This window comes from Pseudomonas sp. DR 5-09 (assembly GCF_001655595.1).
GTDB lineage: Bacteria > Pseudomonadota > Gammaproteobacteria > Pseudomonadales > Pseudomonadaceae > Aquipseudomonas > Aquipseudomonas pharyngis.
The window spans coordinates 4,880,568-4,902,121 of record NZ_CP011566.1; the positions used below are offsets into that span (position 1 = coordinate 4,880,568).

Annotated in this window: 21 protein-coding genes and 2 pseudogenes; 15 read left to right on the forward strand and 8 right to left on the reverse strand. The window is 57.6% G+C overall.

The genetic code is table 11. From position 1 onward, the window contains the following. Nucleotides 1-45: 45 nt before the first annotated feature. Nucleotides 46-819 (reverse strand): ABC transporter substrate-binding protein, encoded by a 774-nt coding sequence (locus PDR5_RS21875; RefSeq protein ID WP_011335541.1) that lies wholly within the window; start codon nucleotides 817-819, stop codon nucleotides 46-48. A 747-nt stretch (nucleotides 820-1,566) separates the two neighbouring features. Further along, the gene (gene acs, locus PDR5_RS21880; RefSeq protein WP_007951065.1) at nucleotides 1,567-3,522 is read right to left on the reverse strand and encodes an acetate--CoA ligase; all 1,956 of its coding nucleotides are present in this window, start codon (nucleotides 3,520-3,522) and stop codon (nucleotides 1,567-1,569) included. A gap of 452 nt (nucleotides 3,523-3,974) precedes the next feature. On the opposite strand from acs, the gene PDR5_RS21885 reads away from it, so the two are divergent. The 3 genes from PDR5_RS21885 to PDR5_RS21895 all read left to right on the forward strand — a co-directional run bounded on the left by PDR5_RS21885 (nucleotide 3,975) and on the right by PDR5_RS21895 (nucleotide 6,921). After that, nucleotides 3,975-4,235 (forward strand): DUF2790 domain-containing protein, encoded by a 261-nt coding sequence (locus PDR5_RS21885; RefSeq protein WP_064598819.1) that lies wholly within the window; start codon nucleotides 3,975-3,977, stop codon nucleotides 4,233-4,235. Between the two features lie 555 nt (nucleotides 4,236-4,790). Beyond that, the gene (locus PDR5_RS21890; protein ID WP_007951068.1) at nucleotides 4,791-6,041 is read left to right on the forward strand and encodes a ribonucleotide-diphosphate reductase subunit beta; all 1,251 of its coding nucleotides are present in this window, start codon (nucleotides 4,791-4,793) and stop codon (nucleotides 6,039-6,041) included. 346 nt (nucleotides 6,042-6,387) lie between these two features. Next, nucleotides 6,388-6,921 (forward strand): BRO-N domain-containing protein, encoded by a 534-nt coding sequence (locus tag PDR5_RS21895; protein ID WP_064600926.1) that lies wholly within the window; start codon nucleotides 6,388-6,390, stop codon nucleotides 6,919-6,921. Nucleotides 6,922-6,988: 67 nt separating this feature from the next. On the opposite strand, the gene PDR5_RS21900 is transcribed toward PDR5_RS21895, so the two are convergent. Then, entirely contained in the window at nucleotides 6,989-7,801 is an 813-nt protein-coding gene (locus PDR5_RS21900; protein ID WP_064598821.1) for an HNH endonuclease, read from the reverse strand. A 261-nt stretch (nucleotides 7,802-8,062) separates the two neighbouring features. On the opposite strand from PDR5_RS21900, the gene PDR5_RS21905 reads away from it, so the two are divergent. Next, on the forward strand, nucleotides 8,063-9,049 hold the full coding sequence (locus PDR5_RS21905) for a hypothetical protein (protein ID WP_064598824.1): 987 nt from the start codon (nucleotides 8,063-8,065) through the stop codon (nucleotides 9,047-9,049). 3 nt (nucleotides 9,050-9,052) lie between these two features. Here the strand turns inward: PDR5_RS21905 and PDR5_RS21910 are convergent, their stop codons facing one another. Beyond that, a complete protein-coding gene (locus tag PDR5_RS21910; RefSeq protein ID WP_064598826.1) occupies nucleotides 9,053-10,249 on the reverse strand; it encodes a hypothetical protein in 1,197 nt (398 codons plus the stop codon). 63 nt (nucleotides 10,250-10,312) lie between these two features. After that, nucleotides 10,313-11,128 (reverse strand): sulfite exporter TauE/SafE family protein, encoded by an 816-nt coding sequence (locus PDR5_RS21915; protein WP_064598828.1) that lies wholly within the window; start codon nucleotides 11,126-11,128, stop codon nucleotides 10,313-10,315. Nucleotides 11,129-11,240: 112 nt separating this feature from the next. On the opposite strand from PDR5_RS21915, the gene PDR5_RS21920 reads away from it, so the two are divergent. The 4 genes from PDR5_RS21920 to PDR5_RS21935 all read left to right on the forward strand — a co-directional run bounded on the left by PDR5_RS21920 (nucleotide 11,241) and on the right by PDR5_RS21935 (nucleotide 13,138). Then, a complete protein-coding gene (locus PDR5_RS21920; protein WP_064598830.1) occupies nucleotides 11,241-12,008 on the forward strand; it encodes an AraC family transcriptional regulator in 768 nt (255 codons plus the stop codon). A gap of 93 nt (nucleotides 12,009-12,101) precedes the next feature. After that, nucleotides 12,102-12,419 (forward strand): XRE family transcriptional regulator, encoded by a 318-nt coding sequence (locus tag PDR5_RS21925; RefSeq protein ID WP_039773300.1) that lies wholly within the window; start codon nucleotides 12,102-12,104, stop codon nucleotides 12,417-12,419. A gap of 42 nt (nucleotides 12,420-12,461) precedes the next feature. Beyond that, nucleotides 12,462-12,815 carry a type II toxin-antitoxin system RelE/ParE family toxin gene (locus PDR5_RS21930; protein WP_064598832.1) on the forward strand — a complete coding sequence of 118 codons (354 nt, stop codon included), beginning with the start codon at nucleotides 12,462-12,464 and terminating at the stop codon, nucleotides 12,813-12,815. A 2-nt stretch (nucleotides 12,816-12,817) separates the two neighbouring features. Next, complete coding sequence (locus tag PDR5_RS21935; RefSeq protein WP_039773303.1) at nucleotides 12,818-13,138, forward strand: helix-turn-helix domain-containing protein; 321 nt, start codon at nucleotides 12,818-12,820, stop codon at nucleotides 13,136-13,138. 12 nt (nucleotides 13,139-13,150) lie between these two features. On the opposite strand, the gene PDR5_RS21940 is transcribed toward PDR5_RS21935, so the two are convergent. Next, nucleotides 13,151-14,203: an MBL fold metallo-hydrolase gene (locus PDR5_RS21940; RefSeq protein WP_064598834.1), complete on the reverse strand. Its 1,053-nt coding sequence runs from the start codon at nucleotides 14,201-14,203 to the stop codon at nucleotides 13,151-13,153. A 215-nt stretch (nucleotides 14,204-14,418) separates the two neighbouring features. On the opposite strand from PDR5_RS21940, the gene PDR5_RS21945 reads away from it, so the two are divergent. From PDR5_RS21945 to PDR5_RS30560, 4 genes and pseudogenes are all read left to right on the forward strand, one after another. Continuing rightward, nucleotides 14,419-15,027, forward strand: a complete 609-nt coding sequence (locus PDR5_RS21945) for a TetR/AcrR family transcriptional regulator (RefSeq protein WP_064598835.1) — start codon at nucleotides 14,419-14,421, stop codon at nucleotides 15,025-15,027. Between the two features lie 146 nt (nucleotides 15,028-15,173). Then, on the forward strand, nucleotides 15,174-16,226 hold the full coding sequence (locus PDR5_RS21950; protein ID WP_064600928.1) for a diguanylate cyclase: 1,053 nt from the start codon (nucleotides 15,174-15,176) through the stop codon (nucleotides 16,224-16,226). Nucleotides 16,227-16,491: 265 nt separating this feature from the next. Next, nucleotides 16,492-17,175 (forward strand): annotated as a pseudogene (locus PDR5_RS30555) (PAS domain-containing protein); the annotation flags it as partial. A gap of 108 nt (nucleotides 17,176-17,283) precedes the next feature. Then, nucleotides 17,284-17,721, forward strand: a pseudogene (locus tag PDR5_RS30560) (methyl-accepting chemotaxis protein); the annotation flags it as partial. Nucleotides 17,722-17,727: 6 nt separating this feature from the next. Here the strand turns inward: PDR5_RS30560 and PDR5_RS21960 are convergent. Next, a complete protein-coding gene (locus PDR5_RS21960; protein ID WP_064598837.1) occupies nucleotides 17,728-18,669 on the reverse strand; it encodes a LysR family transcriptional regulator in 942 nt (313 codons plus the stop codon). A 15-nt stretch (nucleotides 18,670-18,684) separates the two neighbouring features. Between PDR5_RS21960 and PDR5_RS21965 the strand changes: the two genes are divergently transcribed. Together PDR5_RS21965 and PDR5_RS21970 are read left to right on the forward strand one after the other, a co-directional pair. Further along, a complete protein-coding gene (locus tag PDR5_RS21965; protein WP_064598839.1) occupies nucleotides 18,685-19,392 on the forward strand; it encodes a CTP synthase C-terminal region-related (seleno)protein in 708 nt (235 codons plus the stop codon). Beyond that, nucleotides 19,389-19,703: an antibiotic biosynthesis monooxygenase family protein gene (locus PDR5_RS21970; RefSeq protein WP_064598841.1), complete on the forward strand. Its 315-nt coding sequence runs from the start codon at nucleotides 19,389-19,391 to the stop codon at nucleotides 19,701-19,703. The genes PDR5_RS21965 and PDR5_RS21970 overlap by 4 nt, the downstream gene beginning before the upstream one ends. A gap of 146 nt (nucleotides 19,704-19,849) precedes the next feature. Here the strand turns inward: PDR5_RS21970 and PDR5_RS21975 are convergent, their stop codons facing one another. After that, nucleotides 19,850-20,176 (reverse strand): DUF2025 family protein, encoded by a 327-nt coding sequence (locus tag PDR5_RS21975; RefSeq protein WP_064598843.1) that lies wholly within the window; start codon nucleotides 20,174-20,176, stop codon nucleotides 19,850-19,852. 218 nt (nucleotides 20,177-20,394) lie between these two features. On the opposite strand from PDR5_RS21975, the gene PDR5_RS21980 reads away from it, so the two are divergent. Beyond that, the gene (locus PDR5_RS21980; protein WP_064598845.1) at nucleotides 20,395-21,522 is read left to right on the forward strand and encodes a glycerophosphodiester phosphodiesterase; all 1,128 of its coding nucleotides are present in this window, start codon (nucleotides 20,395-20,397) and stop codon (nucleotides 21,520-21,522) included. Nucleotides 21,523-21,554 lie beyond the last annotated feature (32 nt).

Consider the following 21,554-nt stretch of genomic DNA (forward strand, 5'->3'; position numbering starts at 1 on the left):
GAGATCCTGTTGCTTGCGCCATTTCGGACGGGTCGAGCGACGTCTTTACTTGCCGTAAATGTCGAAGTCGAAGTACTTGTCCTGGATTGCCTTGTACTTGCCGTTCTCGCGGATGGCCGCGATGGCGGTGTTGATCTTGTCTTTCAGGGCGTCGCCCTTGCGTACCGCGATGCCTACGCCGTCGCCGAAGTATTTGACGTCGGTGAACGCCGGGCCGACGAACGCGAAGCCTTTGCCGGCGTCGGTTTTCAGGAAGCCGTCATTCAACAGCGTAGCGTCCGCCACGGTGCCGTCGAGGCGGCCGGCGGCCACGTCGAGGTAGATTTCGTTCTGCGAGCCGTACGGCTTGATCTCGGCACCCAGCGGGGCCAGGACTTCGCGGGCGAAACGCTCGTGGATCGAACCACGCTGCACGCCGATGTTCTTGCCCTTGAGCTCAGCCAAACCTTCGCTGACCTGAGTGCCTTCCTTCATCACCAGGCGAGCCGGGGTGTTGTAGTACTTGTTGGTGAAGTCCACGGACTTCTTGCGGTCGTCAGTGATCGACATGGACGACAGGATCGCGTCGATCTTGCGCACTTTCAGTGCCGGGATCAGACCGTCGAACTCTTGCTCGACCCACTGGCACTTGACCTTCATTTCTTCGCACAGCGCGTTGCCGATGTCGTAGTCGAAACCGACGATGCTGCCGTCCGGGGCTTTGGATGCGAATGGAGGGTAAGCCGCTTCGATACCGATTTTCAGAGGCTTTTCATCGGCGAACGTCGGCAGGGACAGCACGGACAGTGCCAGGGCGCCAAGCAGCACAAGTTTCTTCATCTTGGGACTCCATCGGTAAAGGGCAAAAACGGCAGAGTGAGCGACAGCCCAATATGCGAATGGGTGTAACGAAATCGGTTGCTGCGTGCGTGGGACAGTTCCAGTCAAAACCGCGACGGCTTCAACGCAAGCCACGACGAGCGAGTGATCGGCATTCTAACGACAGGCCCGAAGCCGATATTTCTTCAATGCGACAACTAATTACAGATGCACCGAGAAACCCGCTTGAGCACATTGACAGCCCTGCAATTTCATGCAAGAGCGAAAGACAGTGAACCGATCTATGCTGCAAATTGCGGGCCTATTATTCGCAAACCCTTCTAATCCGGCAAGCGCGGGGTTATGTCTTATTTTTCACCGGCGGTTTTGAGGCTCTAAAACGGGGCGATGCGTTTCTCATTGCCCCGTTGCGGGGCGCGCGGTTACACATTCGGTTACTTGAAGACTGACAGGTAACAGTGGGAATGGGCTGACGGAACAATTCGATAATTATTGGCTGCGGGTTTTGTGTTACATCAAAGAATTGCACCTTTGCATGACAAACCGCTTTCGCTGGCAAGCCAGCTCCCACAAGGATCTACGCTGCTCGCGCAACCTCCAACACACCACAAAACCTGTGGGAGCTGCGGTGCGACGATTCGACTTGCCAGCGAAGGGGCCAGCACTAACAACCCATAAACTCCAGACAACAAAAAGCCCCGCCCGGCGCAATGCCGGACGGGGCTTTTCAGCCTTCAGACCCGCCGCTTACGCGACGTTCATGGTCTTGTGCGTATCGATCAGATGCTGCACCACACCCGGATCGGCCAGGGTGGAGATGTCGCCCAACCCTTCGTATTCAGCCGTAGCGATCTTGCGCAGGATGCGGCGCATGATCTTGCCCGAACGGGTCTTCGGCAGCCCCGGCGCCCACTGGATCACGTCCGGCGAAGCGATCGGGCCGATCTCCTTGCGCACCCAGTTCTTCAGCTCCAGGCGCAGTTGCTCGCTCGGCTCTTCGCCATTTTTCAGGGTGACGTAGACATAAATGCCCTGCCCCTTGATGTCGTGCGGCACACCGACCACCGCCGCTTCGGCGACTTTCGGGTGAGCAACCATCGCACTTTCGATCTCGGCAGTGCCCATGCGGTGGCCGGAGACGTTGAGCACGTCGTCCACACGACCGGTGATCCAGTAATAACCGTCGGCATCACGGCGCGCGCCGTCACCAGTGAAATACATGCCACGGAAAGTCTTGAAGTAGGTATCGACGAAACGGTCGTGGTCGCCGTACAGCGTGCGCGCCTGACCTGGCCACGAATCGAGAATCACCAGATTGCCCTCGGCCTCGCCCTCGATGATGTTGCCGAGGTTGTCCACAAGCGCCGGAACCACACCAAAGAACGGACGTGCCGCCGAACCCGGCTTCAGCGCATGGGCGCCCGGCAACGGGCTCATCATGTTGCCGCCGGTTTCGGTCTGCCACCAGGTATCGACGATCGGGCAACGGGACTTGCCGACGTTCTTGTAGTACCAGTCCCAGGCTTCCGGGTTGATCGGCTCGCCCACCGAACCCAGCAGACGCAGGCTGCTGCCGTCCGCGCCTTCAACGGCGGCGGTGCCGGAGGCCATCATCGCGCGGATCGCGGTCGGTGCGGTGTAGAGGATGTTGACCTTGTGCTTGTCGACGATCTTCGCCACCCGGGTGATGTCCGGGTAGTTCGGCACGCCTTCGAACAGTAGCGTGGTCGCGCCGTTGGCCAGCGGGCCGTAGACAATGTAGGAGTGACCGGTGACCCAGCCGACGTCGGCGGTGCACCAGTAGATTTCGCCCGGACGGTAGTCGAACACGCGCTCGTGAGTCATCGCTGCGTACAACAGGTAGCCGCCGGTGGTGTGTTGCACGCCCTTCGGCTTGCCGGTGGAGCCGGAGGTATAAAGGATGAACAGCGCTTCTTCAGCACCCATCTCTTTCGGCGCGCAAACGGTGCCCGCCACTTTCATCAGGTCTTCGTACCAGATGTCGCGATGCTGGTTCCACTTGATGTCACCGCCGGTGCGCTTGCACACGATGACTTTCTGGATGCTGCTGGTTTCCGGGTTGGTCAGCGCGTCGTCGACGTTGGCCTTGAGGGAGATCTTCTTGCCGGCGCGGATGCCTTCGTCAGCGGTGATCACCACTTTCGAGCGGCAGTCGATGATGCGGCCGGCCAGGGCTTCCGGCGAGAAACCGCCGAACACCACCGAGTGAATCGCGCCGATCCGGGTACAGGCCAGCATGGCGACCACGGCTTCGGGGATCATCGGCATATAAATGGTCACCACGTCGCCGCGGTGCACGTCCTGGCCACGCAGGGCGTTGGCGAGTTTGCACACTTGTTCGTGCAGTTCGCGGTAGGTGATGTTGCGGCTTTCGGAAGGATCGTCGCCTTCCCAGATGATGGCGACCTGATCGCCGCGCTCGGCCAGATGACGGTCGAGGCAGTTGTAGGAAACGTTCAGGGTGCCGTCGGCAAACCACTTGATGTCGACATGGTGATCGTCGAACGAAGTCTGTTTCACCGTGGTGAAAGGCTTGATCCAGTCGAGGCGCTTGGCTTGTTCGCGCCAGAAGCCGTCAGGGTTGACGACCGACTGTTGGTACATGGCTTTGTAGGTCGCCTCGTCGGTCAGCGTATTGGCCAGAACCTCGGGACGAACGGGATACAGGGAAGCCGCACTCATCTTTCCTACCTCGGTGTAATAGTTGTTTTTGTATGACCCTGTTGTAGCCGGGGCGCCCGTATAGAACCATTCGACGATGGTAGTAACAAGCCCCTACAAAACATCCAGAAATGCCACAGACACCCCTGAAGCAAACCCCGCAACCCTTGTGGGAGCTGGCTTGCCAGCGATTCAGACGACCCGGTTTCCCGAGAAAGCCGCAGCGCTGGTAACACCCTCTCCAAGGATTGTTACCAAATCTGCCAAAGGTGTTTATCAAAACCGGGTCTGTTTACCCCTGCCCCGCCTCCCTAAAATTCACCTCGCCGACAAGGCAAAGCGATTAACAAGGTTACAGCCCCCACGAAGGCCGTTAATCCAGTTCTGAAGTAACAAAGCAAAACGATGAAGTTCCACACGCAACCCCAAAAAGGTTGCGTGACCCCACTCGACCTCAAGAAGGTAAATTTCAAATGAAAGCTTTATTGGTTCTGGCCCTCAGCAGTCTGTGCGCAACCGCCATGGCAGACGAGGTTCCGACTGATGTCGCACAGCAACAACAGGCTATCGAGGAATACACTTACTCCACTCACCTGGACATCGCCAAAGTTGTTTCCATGAGCGAAGTTCCGAATGTCTGCGAAGTTGTTCCGGCAAAAATGGAGTACGACGACTCCAAGGGTCAGCGTCACATCCTGCGTTACAGCATCATGGGCAACGGCTGCACCAATTGATGCGTTGAGACTGCACCGAATCGGATCACTCAGCGCAACATCGAGGGTCGATTCCAGCCCGGCTTCGGTCGGGCTCAGTTGTGTTTGAAGCGGCGCAAAAGGGTTGCAAAACACAAGATATAGTGAAAAACGCGTTTTTTTGCTCGTTTTTTGAGCAATCAATCACACGCCAAAAAATTAATGAAAAAAAATTCTCCGGGGCCAATCCCGGCGAAAGCCCTGTAAACCCTCGCTCCGATCGAAATCACCCGCGCGCTCGACCGCCCTGCGCTGTTTCGCCCTCCCCCACGCCCGTGTTTTTTTCCCTATAATGCCGCCCTAATCGGGTCAGCAATATTCCCTTACAGGGATCAAAGCCATTCTGAAGCCCCGCAGCAGCGACAACGCTGACCTGCGCCCGTCAGAGGCTCTCGGAAACCCGTAAAAATTTTCTGTTTATTGCCTGCGTAGCACCGCTGCAAAAAACGACATCCAACGCGGCCTGTACGGCCGTGTGAAAAACCAACCAATCAGTTTTCACACGGGCACAGGCCCTCACGCAGGAGACGACACGTCATGCTGAGCTGGGACGAATTCGACAAAGAAGACAGTGAAGTAGCAGCAGTGAAAGGCGCCAACGCCGGCCACGCTAGCGAAGCCAACATGGACCGCCTCGACAGCGCCGGCGGTGCCGCCGCCCTCGAAGCCCGCGCCGTGACCGCCGAAGACTCGGCCGCCGTGGCCCGCGCCAAGGCTGCACTGGATTCCCTCGACGTCGCCGAAGGCCTCGCCGAACTCGAAGGCTCCGCCGCCCGTGTCGCCGTTGACGAAAAGCGCATGATCAACTGCCGCGCCGACCTCAACCAGCTCGTGCCATTCAAGTACGACTGGGCCTGGCAGAAATACCTGGACGGCTGCGCAAACCACTGGATGCCGCAAGAAGTCAACATGACCGCCGACATCGCCCTCTGGAAAAACCCGGAAGGCCTGACCGACGACGAGCGCCGCATCGTGATGCGCAACCTCGGCTTCTTCTCCACCGCCGACTCCCTGGTTGCCAACAACCTGGCCCTGGCCGTGTACCGCCTGATCACCAACCCGGAATGCCGCCAGTACATCCTGCGCCAGGCCTTCGAAGAGGCGATCCACACCCACGCCTACCAGTACTGCATCGAATCGCTGGGCATGGATGAAGGCGAGATCTTCAACATGTACCACGAGATCCCGTCGGTCGCGAAAAAAGCCGCCTGGGGCCTGAAATACACCCGCGCCATCTCCGACCCGGAATTCAACACCGGCACCGTCGAGACCGACAAAGAGCTGCTGCGCAACCTGATCGCCTACTACTGCGTTCTGGAAGGCATCTTCTTCTACTGCGGCTTCACCCAGATCCTCTCCATGGGCCGCCGCAACAAAATGACCGGCGTCGCCGAGCAGTTCCAATACATCCTGCGCGACGAATCCATGCACCTGAACTTCGGCATCGACGTGATCAACCAGATCAAAATCGAAAACCCACACCTGTGGGACGCTGAAATGAAGGAAGAAGCTTCGCAGATGATTCTGCAAGGCACTCAGCTGGAAATCGAATACGCCCGCGACACCATGCCTCGCGGCGTACTGGGCATGAACGCGGCGATGATGGAGGACTACCTGAAGTTCATCGCTAACCGTCGTTTGAGCCAGATTGGTTTGAAGGAAGAGTACCCAGGGACCACTAACCCGTTCCCTTGGATGAGCGAGATCATGGACTTGAAGAAAGAGAAGAATTTCTTTGAGACTCGGGTTATTGAGTATCAGACTGGTGGTGCGTTGAGCTGGGACTAATCGTCTCGTGAGACAAGATTTGACGATTGCTGCTTGAGTCGTCGAATTGAGAAAGCAAAAAGCCCTGATTTAATCGGGGCTTTTTTATTTGCGGCTGTTTGTACTTTTCCGTCCCTACGTTACAGCGCTCAATCTCCTACAGCACTTACAGCCGCTTCGCATTGAAGCCAACTGCAAGCACCTCTAAGCTCAATTGCAGGTGCCTAAGAAACACCCAACGTAGAAAGCTTGATCAGTCACACAGACGCATATGCCGTCAGTGGAGCTGCCTCGCTCGTTGGGATTTCTTAAGTCCACTCTACGTTGGGGTCTGGCCTCCAAAAATCTAAACGTAGAGGTAATGGATATGCCCGATCCTTTTTCTGTAACTGTCTTCTCGCGTCACAACCTCGCTCTACATGCCCTTCTACTCGAAAACCAAACGTGGTTCTGCGCTCGCGATGTCGGCCGCTTGATGGGTTTCCATCTGTGCGAACGAATGGTCAACAAGCTAGACAAGGATCAACGTCGCGTTTTGTGGATTGAGTATTTTCGGCAACCCGAAAAACAGCTGATGCTAAGTGAGTCCGGTGTGTATGCGCTGCTGGTGTACCACTACGTCCCGGGGAACCGGTTGTTGCGGGAGTGGTTGACTCTGCAGGTGGTGCCGGCCTTGCGCGATGCAGAGCACTCAGGACATTCAGAACGACCGACGTTGAGTTTGTTGGATTGGCCGGAGATGTCGTTGAGCGTGTTGCATTGGCAGGATGAAGGCTGGATTCGACTGCGGGATATGCCTTATCTGCTGAACGATCAGACGCAACGGCGGGCGACGGAGGCTAAACCTTGGTGGAGGAGAGTCTCCCAGCTGTTTCCGTCATCTAAGCACTCGATCGGCTAAGTATCGCGCTCGCAGCTACCGAGGATTTTCAATCCCCGGTAGCTGTTCTATTAATCCATTTCGCATATTAGGTTAAATCGTCAAAAACCCAACGCCCACTGAGAATTCCTTTCAATTGCTCAACGCTCAGTAGCTGCTGCGGCTTTCTATGAATAATCGCGTGGCAATTTGCACAAAGCGGGATCAAGTCAGTCTCGGGATCCACAACCTGATCCTCGTCGAGTTCGGAAATGGGCTTCAAGTGGTGCACATGAATAAAACCCTTTGCATGAGCTCCGTATGCTTTCTCAAAATCAAAATCACAAGCTTTGCATTGAAGCCCGTGAATAGCGATTGCCTGCGCTCTCAGCTTTGGACAGCGCTCATATCTAACACCGTAGTAAATTATTTTTTTCCCTTCAGTACCAACGATCTTAGTTTCAAACTCCTGCGTGATATTGCTTGGACTGAACTCATCAATCAGAACTGACTTCAACGCTGCTCGGGATAAAATATGGTCGAATACGGTTTGATCGATTGGGCGAACACCATTCCGCCAATAGTTTTTTTCAAGATTTACAGGGATCTGCTCAAAATACTCTCCATCAGCCTTGATCGGGATCGCTGATTCAAATGGTTTGAAATCTTCAATGACAGCAAACCAATCACCCTGCTTGCTATTCACATCCGCGTAAACCTTACCTATTCGGGCAACCCCAAAATAATGAGGCTGAGTACTCAGACGCTGCCCTGAAAAAGCCTTATTTGTCATTTTCCCTTTGTAATACAGCACCCTCGTTCCTTCGGCCAGAATCGCTCGGTACTGCTTCGGAAAGTGATAAGAGACTCCTGTTACGTCGTCCCACTTTGACTCATCATTTTCGGCAATTACAGCTGGCATCCACTCACCTCCCTATCAGAGGATGAAGACTACCAAATTTCAGGAAATCTCCTACACGATCAACAGAAAGCTCTCACTCGCAACTCAAAACAGTACCTAGAAAGCAGCGATTTAGCCTATGTCGCAAAGAAAGCCCTTCCAAGACGCCGAACCTGGGCCGAAAACATGAAGATGCTGGCTACTAAAGTGAATTAACAGGTGCGCTATCACGTACCTCCCGCTATTAATACCCCTCCCCCACTCAAGGACCCGAGCCCCACCATGAAATTCGACCTCGCCTACTGCCTCAGCCTCGACGACAAGTTGTCGATCTATGACGTTCGCGATCTCAATTTCGATGAGACGGTGGCGTTCGATTCTGCGAAGGAACACTTCCAGTGCCCCAACGACGCCTGTCGTTCGGCGTTCGATGCTTCCAACGAGTTGGGTACGTTCAACGCCAAGAACGTGAATTACGTGCGCACGCCGCACTTCAAGAATCTGCCCGGTACGCAGCATGTGGCGGGTTGTCCGTATGTGAGTTTGAAGACGTCGGCGTCGGGGGTTGAGGCGGCGGATGGGGAATCGGATGACGAGCGGGAGGAGCATTTCCCGTCGGAGTTGTTGCTGACGCGTCGTGAGTATGTGCGCAAGCCTGCCGCGCCTGCGGGGGCGGCGGATGTGTTGCGGGATGATCCGGTGCGGGTGGCGGCTACCCCCTCAAAAGAATCGCCGAGTCGTGAGACGGCGCCGGACAAGACCAGTGTCTTCGCTCACCCCGTGGAGTGTTTTGTGTCGAACTTCGCGGACAAGGATTTGCTCAAGCGCATGCCGTTGAAGATTGGCGAGCATACGGCGCCGTACAGTTCGTTCTTCAAGAAGATCGAGTACTTGATGGACAACAAGGGGCTGATTTACTGGGGCCGGATCAAGAAGATCGAGGACTTTCACAGCGCCAGTTTCCGGATCGATTTCGAGGACAAGGTCTGGTTCAAGAAACCGGATGACAGCAAGAAGAAGCCTTATCCAGTCAGTGTTTATCTGAACAAGAAGCTGATCGACAACTACCGCAAGCGCAAGGCGTTTCTGGAAGAGATCAAGCACGCGATCGACAGTGATAAGGAGTTGTTCTGTTTCTTCTATGGTGTGACGCCGGAGTTGAAGCAGGTGCCGGGCAAGAAGAACCCCGAAAAGCCTTTCGAGGTCTTCAATGCCAATATCGAGAACCTGGATCACTTCATCATTCGTGAAGCGCCGGGTCTGGCGTGATGGTTAGCCCTGGGGTAGTTGCAGTTGGACGGCGCCGGGGTGTTGTTTGACGACTGAGTACGGCAGGATCGACCAGTCCGGCGCATCGCAGGCGCGGGCGACGCGAGCGAAGTAGGCGCCCAGGTACAGGCCTTTCGGGGTGAAGTGCCAGGACGGATAACCCCAGATGCTTTCATCGGTGTAGTCGCAACTGTCTTCATCGCCCTCCGCCGGTTTCTTCATTTCCTCGGGGTACAGCGCGGTGAGTTGTTTGATCAGCCACGGCACCAGCACTTCGCGCTGGTAAGTCGAGCGCGCTGCACTTTCTTTTTCGTTCAGCGGCTGATCGCCCAGACTATCGCGCTCGGCGTGCAGTAGTGGTTTGCCCTCGCCTACCCACAACACATCTTCCAGCGACAACGGATGGCCGGTGTTCACGTCGATGTTGAGCGGCGAATCGCCGAAGTCCGGATGCGCGCCGCCGCAGTAATAGCTGGTCGAGATATTCAGGCTGACCACGGCTGGCGAGATCAGTTGCGGTTGTGCCTGCTGCATGAACTCGACGTTTTCCCCGCCCTGCAACTGGCAGCCGTGATAGCTGATGACTTCGCTCCACAAGCGCCCGAGCAACTGTTGGTTGACCCGCTGCAGGTCATCTTTCGGCAGGCCGGACTCCACGGTAAACAAGGCAATCTTCGACTCAGGCTCCGTCCACCATTGCAGGGTGTAGCCCATGAAACCCTCTTTCTTCGTGGCTTTGAGCTTGAGCCCCTGTAGCCGCAGATATTCGTACGGTTCGCTGGCGGGCAGCGTGGCGATGAAGGGCAACATGGTGGCGGTCGGCGCAGCTATTTTGGCCTCGGAGAGTTGTACCGCAAGTTTTTTGCCCTGAGGGCTTTGCCATTCGCCCTGCCAGCCGTTGGCGGTTTCTTCAAGCTTGAGCGTCGGCAAAGGCTTGTCATCGCCATAGCGATTGTTGCCCTCGACCAACGTCAGCGTACTGTCCTGCAACGCACCGCTCAGAGGCAAGTCGCGATGGTATTTCTCATAGAAGTAGCGGCCGGTCACTTCATCCGGCTGCTGTGTATTGAGCTCAACCACAATCGGCGTCTTGCCCAGCGTGCCGGTAAACACACGTCTGCCATCGTCAGCCTGAGCGGTGGAAAGCAGTGAAAACAGCACGGCGGTGTATGGCGCCAGGCGCAACAGTCCCTTGAGCATGGATCGATCCCTGAGTGAATAAGGCTGCGGAGTATGCAGAGGATGCGCGCAGGAATCGAGGTGCTACTTCAGTGTCATGCCCAGCATCACGATGATGAGTAGCGCGATATACACCCACGCATGCACCCGATCCGGTATCCGCCCGATCCACGGCGTGGCCAGTCGAATCCCCAGCATCGAGCCCAACGTCAGCACTGCGAACGCCAGCAGATCTACATACCCGATAAACCATGGCCCAAATTTTGTCTCGCTGAGTCCCGCCATCGCCATGTACGTCAGGGTTCCCGCCAACGCCACAGGCACGCTCAACGGATTGGCCATCGACGTCGCCTGCGACATGCTCAAACCGCAACGCCGCAATAACGGCACGGTCATGACGCTTCCTCCTACACCGAGAAAGGTTGCGATGGTGCCAATGCCTACACCGCCGCCAGACGTTTCCAGTGTTCCCAATCGCCGTGGGATGGCGCCTTCGGACTGCGTAAGAAATCCGCGTCGCAGCAGGCAATCGACAATCGTCACGCCGAGGTAGGCGATGAAGGCATAACGAATGACTTCGCCGCTGACCCACACCGCGGCGATTGCGCCGACGACTGCGCCCAATCCGATGAACCCGCCCAAGGGCCACAGGTAATCACGGATGAGGTTGCCGGCGCGGCGATGTTTGCCGGTGGCGACCAGGGCGTTGACGATCATCACGCAGGTCGAGGTGGCGACAGCGATGTGCATGGCGGATTGGCTGATCGGGTCGTCGGCGCCGTGGCTGGCGGTGAGCATGCGGTATAGCAACGGCACGACGACGAAGCCGCCGCCGAAGCCGAAGAGCACGGCGGTGACGCCGGTCAGGCAACCGAAGAGTGTCAGCAGGAGGTAGAACATGGCGCGTCGTCCGTTGATTGGGAGCGGTCGACGATAGAGCGGCGGCGCTTGGCCCGCTTCAGCAACCCAGCCAATAATGTTTGCGTTTACGCCAACTGCTGGGTGCCGCTCGATGCGCAATGTTTCGATCAATCTGCTGGATGACACGCCGCGCTCGGTGGTGGCGATCGGTACGGATTATTCCCACGGCTATCTGTTGCCACGTCATACGCATCGGCGGGCGCAATTGTTGTACGGCGCGACCGGGGTGATGCAGGTCAGCACGCATGACGGCAACTGGGTGGTGCCGCCGCAGCGAGCGGTGTGGATTCCGCCGGGGGTGGCGCATGAGGTGTTGATGCTGGGGGTCAGCACGCGCAGTTTGTATATCGAGCCGGGGGCGGTGGATCTGGGCGAGCGTTGTCAGGTGATCAGTGTGTCGCCGTTGATGCGGCACTTGCTGATGGAAGCCGTGGAGCTGCCGCTGACGTATGACCTGAGCGGGCGTGACGGCGTGCTCATTGACTTGTTGCTGCATGAATTGGTGCGCAGTGCACCGCTTCCGTTGCATATCCCGCTGCCGTCTGACGGAAGACTGCTCGAGCTGTGTCAGACCTTTCTGCATCAGCCGAATGCCCACCAATCCCCCCAGCATTGGGCCGATCAGCTGCACGTAAGCTTACGCACCTTCAACAGACTGTTTCGTCAGCAGACCGGCCTAAGTTTCAGTCAATGGCGCCAGCGCGCCTGCGTGATACTGGCGCTGGCGCGGCTGGCGGCGGGTGAAGCGGTGACGCGGATTGCCCTGGATTTCGGTTATGACAGCCCGGCGGCGTTCTCGACGATGTTCCGCCGGATCCTCGGTCAGGCACCGTCCGTCTGGTTGGAGGCGGCGAACTAGGGCAAATCAAAAAATGCGTTTGATCCCGGCCGAAAACAACTGTACAAAAACACAGTACATTTTCCATCAGCACTCTCGAGCCCGGAGCACACCATGGCCTCTTCAGCGATGAACCTCATCCTTGAACGTATCGCCCTTTTCCAGTTCACCCCGACCCATTGCGCCCAGGCCCGAGGGATGTTGGGCTGGAGTATTGAACAGTTGTCGCGAGAGGCCAAGGTTTCAGTAGAGGACATTCAGCGGTTCGAAGCGCAGCAGGACGTGGCGGATGAGGTGCGGCTGGCGTTGACCTATCGGTTTGAGGCGCAGGGGCTGGTGTTCTTTCCGGGGTTTGCGCCGGGGCGTGGGGGAAATGTCAGAAGTGCGATGCCGGAATCAGCGAGTCATGGAGATTATGCGATGGCTGACTGAACCAATTGATTGAGATTATCCCAATATAGGTATATTTTTCGCATGAGTACAAGGAAGCCACTCCTGTGGGTTAGCAGTAGCAAGAAAGATCTCAAGCAGATGCCCACTGATGTACAGGATGTTTTTGGTTACGCACTGGATTTGGCCCAAAGCGGTCTCAGACATCCAGATGCAAAACCTCTGAAGGGGTTTGGAGGCGCGGGTGTCCTCGAGTTGATTGAGGACTTTGATACGAATACCTACCGCGCCGTTTACACGGTCCGTTTTGGCAATGCAATTTACGTCCTGCATTGTTTTCAGAAAAAGTCGACCACCGGTATAAAATCCGCGCAGTGCGATGTCGATCTGATCCGAAAGAGACTTCAAGCCGCTCAGGACCACGCGAAAGGAACTTAGAAATGATTGAAATCGAAGAAGGCAGCGGCAACGTCTATCAAGACCTCGGCTTGCCCGACGCCAGTGAAATGCAGGTCAAGTCTCAACTCGCCGCAAAGATCGGTGAAATCATCAAAGCGCGTCATCTCACTCAATCTCAAGCTTCTGAAATCTTGGGGTTATCACAACCCAAGCTATCCGAAATGCTGAGAGGAAAATTCCGCGGCATCAGTGAGGCCAAGATGATGGAATGCCTTTCCCACCTCGGCCGAGATGTGCAGATTGTGGTCAAACCGGCCCCCCGCTCTCGCAAAGAGGGCCGAATTGAAGTGGTGTTCGCATAACGCGAAGCTCCACTACGCCCTTTGAACCACTGCCTCATTCTCCCCTTCAACCGCCAACCACCATGCATTACCTCGTTGCGGTTGTGCCAGGTTAAACACCTCGCCCATTTTCGGCGTGGTGATGGACACACTGCGTTCCCAGGCCAGCGCCAGAATGCGGTCAAACGGCTCATGCCAGGCATGCATCGCCAGGTCGAACGTGCCGTTGTGGATCGGGAACAGCCAGCGCCCCTTGAGGTCGAGGTGGGCCTGCAGGGTTTCTTCAGGTTGCATGTGCACGTGGGGCCATTCGACGTTGTAGGCACCAGTTTCCATCAGGGTCACGTCGAACGGGCCGTACTGTTCCCCAATGCGTTTAAAGCCGTCGAAATAACCGCTGTCACCACTGAAGAAAATCCGCGTATCGCCATCGATGATCACCCACGAAGCCCACAGGGTCTGGTTGCCATCGAACAGGCCCCGACCGGAAAAGTGCTGCGACGGGGTGGCGATGAAGCGGATGCCGGCGACTTCGGTGCCCTGCCACCAGTCGAACTGGCGGATCTTGCTGGCATTGATGCCCCATTTGACCAGCGTGTCGCCGACGCCTAGCGGGGTCAGGAACACGTTGACCTTGTCGGCCAGTTTCAACACCGCTTCGTAGTCCAGGTGGTCGTAGTGGTTGTGCGACAGGATCACCGCTTCGATCGGCGGCAACTCGTCAATGCTGATCGGCGGCTGGTGAAAGCGTTTCGGTCCGGCCCATTGCACAGGCGAGGCGCGCTCGGCAAACACCGGGTCGGTGATCCAGAACTTGTCTTGCAGCTTCAACAGCAAGGTCGAGTGGCCGAGGCGGTAGACACTCTGGTTGGGAGCGGCGATCAGGTCGGCGCGGGTCAGTGGCTGCACCGGGATAGCTGCCGCCGGCCGAGTGTTACGTGGTTTGTGGAAGATCATGTTCCACATGATCCGCAGCATCTTGCGCAAACCTTCGCGCTGCACCGGCGCGTGGTTACGGAAAGTCCCCTCGGCCTGTCGCGCAGCTTCAGGTGCTGGACTAACCGCGGAAGAAATTGATTTGGCCATGACTGAAAGACTCCAGGTAAACCGCGCAATTCACGGCTTTCCACGGTGGGACGATAAATGGCCAAGGCACGCACGCATCAGCCGGACATCTGGTTTTAGGGTGCACCGATTAAGGCAACATTACACTGATCGGTGTAGTTTCTAGGTTGCATCAAACCGGATGCCAAGTAAACTGCCGAGTGTAATTCTCTCCTTTTTCCTGCCGAATCCAATTTATGACAGCTCCAACGCGCCTCACCGACCGCAAACGCGAAGCCATCATCCTCGCGGCCATTTCCGAGTTCCGGGCCAACGGTTTCGAGGTCACCAGCATGGACAAAATCGCGGCGAGCGCCGGGGTGTCGAAGCGCACGGTGTACAACCATTTCCCCAGCAAGGAAGAGCTTTTCGCCGAAATTCTCAATCAGTTGTGGGCACGGATCAGTACTGAGCAGGCCGTGTCGTATCAGCCCGATCAGCCCTTGCGGGATCAGTTGCGAACGATGCTGTTGGCCAAGTTGCAAATGATGGCGGACGACAACTTCATGAATCTGGCCCGTGTCGCCATCGCGGCTGCGATCCACTCGCCCGAACGCGCGCAGAACATGGTGGCGCGCATGGGCGAACGTGAGGAAAGCGTGACCGTGTGGATTCGTGCCGCACAGGCGGATGGTCGATTGAAACCGGTCGATCCAGAGTTCGCCGCCCATCAAGTGCAGGGGCTGCTGAAAACCTTTGCCTTCTGGCCGCAGATCTCCCTGGGCCAGCCCTCGCTCGAGAGCACGATGCAAAATGCCGTGGTCGATTCTGCAATCGACATGTTCCTGGCCTGCTATCAGCTCTAGATCAGGCCTGCGCCACAGTAAATGGCTCACAAGGACACTGAATTTTCCCGCTGGAATAAATGACAATGCCTGCCATTGGCCGATGAACGGTCACGCTGAAGAATTACACTGCAAAGTGTTTCAGAATGAATCTGGCGCAGAACACCATGGAAAACCAACGCGGCAAAGGCTTGTCATTCGCCAGACGCATTTACCTGCCGCGAGCCATCGGGCTGGGCATCGGCTTCTTCAGCGTGGGCGCCGCGGTGTATCCATTGAACATGCCGTCCTGGCTCTGGACCTTGTTGCTGTTTAACGGCTTTCTCTGGCCGCATGTGGCCTATCAATGGTCGACCCGCTCGGCCTTTCCCTATCGCGCCGAACGCCGCAACCTGCTCTATGACTCGGTGTTCGGCGGTTTCTGGACCGCGTGTTTCCAGTTCAACCCACTGACCACCGTGACCATTCTGTCGATGATGACCATGAACAACGTCGCCGCCGGTGGCGTGCGCCTGTTCTGGCTCGGCGCGCTCGCCCAGGTGATCGGCGTGCTGCTGGGCTGGTCAATGTTCGGGGTCAAGTTCACTCTGACGGCCACGCAGACTCAAGTCTGGGCCTGCCTGCCGATGCTGACGCTTTATCCGCTGGCTTTGGGAATGGTTTGCTACCGGTTGGCGATCAAACTCGCCGAACACAAACGCACTCTAAGCGCCCTGAGCCGCACCGACAGCCTGACCGGCCTGCTCAACCACGGCGCCTGGAAAGACCTGCTGCATCTCAAGTTCCAGCAGTGCCGACAGCACGATTCCCAAGCGATTCTGGCGCTGATCGACATCGATCATTTCAAGTCGATCAACGACAGTTACGGACACATCGTCGGCGATGCGGTGCTGCGGCAATTGAGTCACGAGCTGAAGTTCGTGCTCGACGGAAGCGAGCTGGCCGGACGATACGGCGGCGACGAATTCTGCGTGATCCTGCCTAACCTGCCCCTGAGCAAGGCCGAAGCGCTGATGAAGCAACTGCGTCAGGGAATGGATCGTTACCGCCATCCCGACGTCCCCGAGCTGCGAGTCAGCCTGAGTATCGGGCTTGCTCGCTATCAAACCTCGTACGCCGATGCCCTTGAGTGGTTCGAAGATTCCGACAAGGCGCTGTACACGGCCAAGCACACGGGACGTAACACAATCAGCGTAGCGTTGAGCCGATCACCCGCCTGAAAAAACTTGTACAAAATTGAGAAAAATCGATTTCTTGTACAAGTTTATAAAGTTTTGTATAAGTTAATCCGCCAGCCGGGATGCTGGCACACTGCTTCCAGCCATCGATATATCTGGCTGGCTGACGCGGAAACAGGGACCCCACCTTCAGTCCTATTTCCAGAGTGCCATGAACATGATTTTCAACCGCCACAAGACTGCCCTCGTCGATCTCCAAAACACCATCAACCAACAAGCCGGCCTGCTGGAGGCGATCAACCGCTCCATGGCAGTGATCGAATTCGATGTCGACGGTGTGGTTCTGCGCGCCAACGACAACTTCCTGAAAACCATGGGTTACACCCGCGAACAGGTGATCGGGCAGCCCCATCGCCATTTCTGCTCTCCAGAGTTTGCCCGTGGCAATCAGTACACCGAGTTGTGGTCGCGATTGAAAAGCGGCCAGTTCCAGTCCGGCACCTTTGAACGTATTGACAGCCAGGGCCGACCAATCTGGCTCGAAGCCAGCTATAACCCGATCAAGGATGACTCGGGTCGCGTGGTGAAAGTGGTCAAGTACGCCATGGATGTCACCGCCAAAGTGCAGCAGGAAAGCGAAGCCAATGCGAAATTGCAGGCGATCGACCGCGCCATGGCGGTGATCGAATTCGATCTCGACGGCAATATTCTCACTGCCAATCAGAATTTTCTGACGCGCATGGGCTACACCCTCGCCGAACTCAAAGGCAAACATCACCGTTTGTTCTGCCCCGCGCAGCTGGTCAACAGCAGCGCCTACCAGGATTTCTGGCGCCGGCTGAATCAGGGCGAACTGTTTCAGGGCCAGTTCGAACGCGTCGACAAACGCGGGCAGACCGTGTGGCTTGAAGCCAATTACAACCCGGTCTACGACGCCGCCGGCCGCTTGTGCAAAGTGGTGAAGTTCGCGTCGGACGTGACCGCCCGGGTCGAGCAGCACGAGCAGGATGCGCGCAGTGCCAGCGCCGCCTATCACATCTCGGTGGCCACCCGAAAAGTCGCCGAGCAAGGTACGCAAGTGATTCAGCAAGCGGCCAGTGAAATGCGCGAAATTGCCGACGACATCGCCGAATCCTCAACCCTGATCGCACAACTCGGCGAGCGCTCCGAGCAGATCACCGCTATCGTCAACACCATCCGCGCGATTGCCGATCAGACCAATCTTTTGGCCCTGAACGCCGCCATCGAAGCCGCGCGAGCCGGTGAGCAGGGTCGCGGTTTTGCCGTGGTGGCCGATGAAGTGCGGCAACTGGCGGCGCGCACCAGCGGCTCGACAGCGGAAATTTCCAACATGATCGGCCTGATCCAGACCGAAACCCGTCAGGCGATCAAGAGCATGGACGGCACCCGTGGTCGCGCGGCACAGGGTGTTGAGCTGGCGGATCAGGCCGGTACGGTGATTTTGCAGATTCGTGACGGCGCCAGCGAAGCGGTGGAAGCGGTGAGCATGTTCGCCAATGAGCGGGCGCCGGGTTAAACGCGATCACGGCCACCGCAGCGCCCGCCCCAGTTCATCGAACAGCGTGACCACCGAGCGCAATGCGCGGCAGTCCGGGCGGGTCAGCAGCCACAACGCGGTGTCGTAACCGTGCAAGGGTTCGCTCAGGGCTTGCAGCCCTTCATTGATGAGAAAGTCCGGCAACGCCGCCACGCCCAGTCCGGCGCGGACCAGTTCCGTGACAGACAGCATGCTATTGCAGCGATAGCTCGGCGTCACACCGGGCAACTGCTGACGGCGCCAGGCGACGGTCGGGTGATCAGGCAAAAAGTCGTCAGGGGCGATCCAGGTCAGTGCCGCCAAATCGGTCGCTTCAACCTTTTGTAGATAACGCTGACTGGCGCAGATACGGTAGGAGATCTTCGTCAGCTCACGTCCGACCAGATGCTCCGGCGGTGTACGTGTCAGGCGCAGGGCGATGTCGGCATCGCGGCGGCTGAGGTTGGCGAAATCGTTTGAGGTGCTCAGCTCGATGGTCAGCGCCGGATAGTTCGGCATGAACTGCGCCAGCGCCGGCAGCAGCAGACCTTGCAACACCGAATCGGTACAGGTCAGGCGCACCGTACCGCTGACCACTTCGCCGCCCTGCTCCACACCGATACGCGCTGCTTCCAGTGCTTGCTCGGCACGTTCGGCCTGCTCGGCCAGGGTTTGCACGAGGCTGGTGGGCAGATAACCGGCGCGGCTTTTTTCGAACAGTTGCTGGCCGAGGGACGCTTCCAGTCGGCGCACGGCGCGAAACACCGTCGACACATCGACCTTCAACAACTGCGCGGCCCGGGCCAGAGAGCCGCCGCGCACCAAGGCGAGAATCAGGGCCAGATCCGGAAAATCCAGTTGGTATTGCGTGGCTGCATTGATCACTTGGGCAAACGCCAATTTCGAGTGCGTGAACGCCAATCTATAGTGAGCTTCGTCCCTCAACAAGCACAGCGAGTACTCATGGAATCCAGAGCCCTGCGCATCGCCCTGATCGGTGATTACGATCCGCAAGTCACCGCCCACCAGGCCATCCCGGTCGCCCTCGGACTGGCGGCGGAACACCTTCGCCGTCCGGTCGATTTCCAATGGTTGGCCACCGACCGAATCCTGACGGAAACACCGCTGGAACATTTCGACGGCTTCTGGTGTGTGCCGGCCAGCCCCTATAAAAGTGAAGACGGCGCCCTGCGGGCCATCCGCTTTGCCCGCGAGCAGCAGCGCCCTTTCCTCGGCACCTGCGGCGGTTTTCAGCATGCGGTGCTGGAGTTTTCCCGCAACGTGCTGGGCTGGGCCGACGCCGAGCATGGCGAAACTTCGCCCGACGCCAGCCGCGCAGTGCTCTCGCCGCTGACGTGTTCGTTGGTGGAAGCAGTGGACAGTATTCATCTGGTGCCCGGTTCGTTGATCGCCAGGGCGTACGGAACGTCGGAAATTCGCGAAGGCTATCGCTGCCGCTACGGTGTGAATCCGCAGTTCGAACGGGAGTTGCTGACCCATGAACTACACGCCGTGGGTCACGATTCGGCAGACGATCTGCGTGCCATCGAACTGCAAAACCATGTGTTCTTTGTCGCCACACTGTTCCAGCCGGAACGCGCAGCGCTCAAGGGGAACTTGCCATCGCTGGCGCGAGCGTTTGTCGAAGCCTGCTCGGAGCACTGTCGATGAAACCGAACACTGCGTGTTTCGCCGTGATCTTCACTTCGACCCGCACCGAGGGCGATAACGGCTATGCCGAGGCCTCCGAGCGCATGATGCAATTGGTTGCCGAGCAACCGGGTTTTCTCGGCATCGATTCGATCCGGGGCGCGGACGGGGTGGGGATTACGGTTTCGTACTGGGAGAGTGAGGCGGCAATTCTGGCGTGGCGCGAGAATCCGGAGCACCGGGTGATTCAGGCGCGTGGACGGGCCGAGTGGTATTCGGCGTTTCATACGCGGGTGTGTCGGGTGGAACGGGAGTATCGGTTCGGGGAGTGAGTATTGCGGTGTAATCACTGACCCCTTCGCGGGCAAGCCCGCTCCCACAGGTTATGGGTTGTTCTGAAGATCCCACTGTACCTGTGGGAGCGGGCTTGCTCCGGGCGGCGTTCCGACGAAGGGGCCAGAACAGTCGCAGCAGAATCTCAGCCCTTCACCAGACTACGCACCGCCTCAATCTCCGGCACCTCGCGCTTGTTCATGTAAACGCGCAACGGCTCGGTGATGTTGATCCGGTCATCGATGTTCTGGTCCAGCAGCAACTGGATCAGTTCGCGCTTGAGGGTCATGGTCTGTTCGGTGGCCGGTGCCCAGACGAATTCGCTGCACGGAATGATGCCGTCATCGGCCACGTCCATGCCGAACGAGTCCTCACTGAAGCGCACGATGTACTGGCCGGTCTTGCGGTTGAGGCCGACAAAGCCCTTGAGGTCGTCGGCGGCCTGGCAGATGAGTTGCGATGTGATGCGCATGGTAAACCTCACAAAAGTGATCGAAGGTTTACACGCAGGGCAATGGGTGGCGCGCCCTCTGCCGGGGCGGTTGCCGTGGCCAAGCGTACTGCAAACGAACGCACAAAAGTGCGCAAATTTTCGCTTTCAGTACGTTTATGTCGGTCTCGCGATAGCAGGTTTTCGTTTGAGTTGCTAAAAGGTACATCTTTGAAAATGCCTGCGAAAGGAACTCGATAATGCCCGCCACTTTCACCAAAAGCGCACTGCTGCTGAGCCTGATGCTCGGCCTCGGTCAGGCCCACGCCGCCAACCAGTCGAGCCCCGTCGCACTGGCCGCCACTCAAGGCATTCCGCACCCGGCGGTGATCGCCCACCGTGGCGCCTCCTTCGATGCCCCGGAATCCACCGCTGCGTCCTACAAACTGGCCCGCGACCTGGGCGCCGATTACCTGGAAATGGATTTGCAGCGCAGCAAGGACGGCGTGCTGTTCGCCCTGCACGACGACAACCTGCAACGCACCACCGACGTCGCCACCAAATTCCCGGAGCGCAAGGACAGCCCGGCCAATGCCTTCACCATGGCCGAACTGAAAACCCTCGACGCCGGCAGCTGGTACAACGCCAAGTACCCGGATCGCGCCCGCCCGTCCTACGTCGGTCTGAAGATTCTGACCCTCGACGAAATCATCGACATCGCCCAGGCCAACCCAAAGCACAAACCCGGCCTGTACATCGAAACCAAGGAGCCGAAGCTGTTCCCGGGGATCGAGCATGACCTGAAGGAAAAACTCCAGGATCGCGGCTGGTTGAGCCCGGCCGGTTCGAAACTGGCGAAAAGCGCCCTCGGCGTCGGTCAGGGCAAAGGCAAGGTGATCCTGCAGACGTTCGAGAAGAGCAGCCTGGAAATGCTGCAGAAGGAAATGCCGCAGGTGCCGAAAATCCTGTTGCTGTGGGTGGGCGAAGGCAGCATCGAGCCGAAATCCAAAGTGACCTTTGCCGAATCCGGCGAGAAGGACAAGAACGCGTTCTACGGCAAGCAGGAGCCGAAATCCGAAGCCGAGTTCAAGCAGTGGATCGACTACGCCAAGGCCCAGGGTGCAATCGGCACCGGCCCTTCGGCGAAGCTGACCCACGGTGGCGATCAGAGCTATTCGGATCTGGTGCAGCCCTGGATGAACCAGTACACCCACGATCAGGGCCTGCTGGTGCACGTCTACACCGTGGATGAGCCGGTGGACTTCGAGAAAGTCATGGCCGCCGGCGTCGACGGCATCTTCACCAACCGCGCCAGCGAACTGCTGAAATTCTACAAACGCCCGGCCGCCGCCAGTGTGGATCAGGTGTTGAAGAACAACGGCTTCTGATCTGCAAATTCGGGCGTCAGTATCGCGAGCAG

Bases quoted from the DNA above. Each gene is read 5' to 3' on its own strand.
- PDR5_RS21930 (WP_064598832.1), top strand. From the start codon at position 12,462: ATGAGTACAAGGAAGCCACTCCTGTGGGTTAGCAGTAGCAAGAAAGAT.
- PDR5_RS21890 (WP_007951068.1), top strand. From the start codon at position 4,791: ATGCTGAGCTGGGACGAATTCGACAAAGAAGACAGTGAAGTAGCAGCA.
- PDR5_RS21900 (WP_064598821.1), bottom strand. From the start codon at position 7,801: ATGCCAGCTGTAATTGCCGAAAATGATGAGTCAAAGTGGGACGACGTA.
- PDR5_RS21920 (WP_064598830.1), top strand. From the start codon at position 11,241: ATGCGCAATGTTTCGATCAATCTGCTGGATGACACGCCGCGCTCGGTG.
- PDR5_RS21965 (WP_064598839.1), top strand. From the start codon at position 18,685: ATGGAATCCAGAGCCCTGCGCATCGCCCTGATCGGTGATTACGATCCG.
- PDR5_RS21895 (WP_064600926.1), top strand. From the start codon at position 6,388: ATGCCCGATCCTTTTTCTGTAACTGTCTTCTCGCGTCACAACCTCGCT.
- PDR5_RS21910 (WP_064598826.1), bottom strand. From the start codon at position 10,249: ATGCTCAAGGGACTGTTGCGCCTGGCGCCATACACCGCCGTGCTGTTT.
- PDR5_RS21975 (WP_064598843.1), bottom strand. From the start codon at position 20,176: ATGCGCATCACATCGCAACTCATCTGCCAGGCCGCCGACGACCTCAAG.
- PDR5_RS21945 (WP_064598835.1), top strand. From the start codon at position 14,419: ATGACAGCTCCAACGCGCCTCACCGACCGCAAACGCGAAGCCATCATC.
- PDR5_RS21905 (WP_064598824.1), top strand. From the start codon at position 8,063: ATGAAATTCGACCTCGCCTACTGCCTCAGCCTCGACGACAAGTTGTCG.
- PDR5_RS21935 (WP_039773303.1), top strand. From the start codon at position 12,818: ATGATTGAAATCGAAGAAGGCAGCGGCAACGTCTATCAAGACCTCGGC.
- PDR5_RS21875 (WP_011335541.1), bottom strand. From the start codon at position 819: ATGAAGAAACTTGTGCTGCTTGGCGCCCTGGCACTGTCCGTGCTGTCC.
- PDR5_RS21915 (WP_064598828.1), bottom strand. From the start codon at position 11,128: ATGTTCTACCTCCTGCTGACACTCTTCGGTTGCCTGACCGGCGTCACC.
- PDR5_RS21925 (WP_039773300.1), top strand. From the start codon at position 12,102: ATGGCCTCTTCAGCGATGAACCTCATCCTTGAACGTATCGCCCTTTTC.
- PDR5_RS21885 (WP_064598819.1), top strand. From the start codon at position 3,975: ATGAAAGCTTTATTGGTTCTGGCCCTCAGCAGTCTGTGCGCAACCGCC.
- PDR5_RS21970 (WP_064598841.1), top strand. From the start codon at position 19,389: ATGAAACCGAACACTGCGTGTTTCGCCGTGATCTTCACTTCGACCCGC.
- acs (WP_007951065.1), bottom strand. From the start codon at position 3,522: ATGAGTGCGGCTTCCCTGTATCCCGTTCGTCCCGAGGTTCTGGCCAAT.
- PDR5_RS21950 (WP_064600928.1), top strand. From the start codon at position 15,174: ATGGAAAACCAACGCGGCAAAGGCTTGTCATTCGCCAGACGCATTTAC.
- PDR5_RS21980 (WP_064598845.1), top strand. From the start codon at position 20,395: ATGCCCGCCACTTTCACCAAAAGCGCACTGCTGCTGAGCCTGATGCTC.
- PDR5_RS21940 (WP_064598834.1), bottom strand. From the start codon at position 14,203: ATGGCCAAATCAATTTCTTCCGCGGTTAGTCCAGCACCTGAAGCTGCG.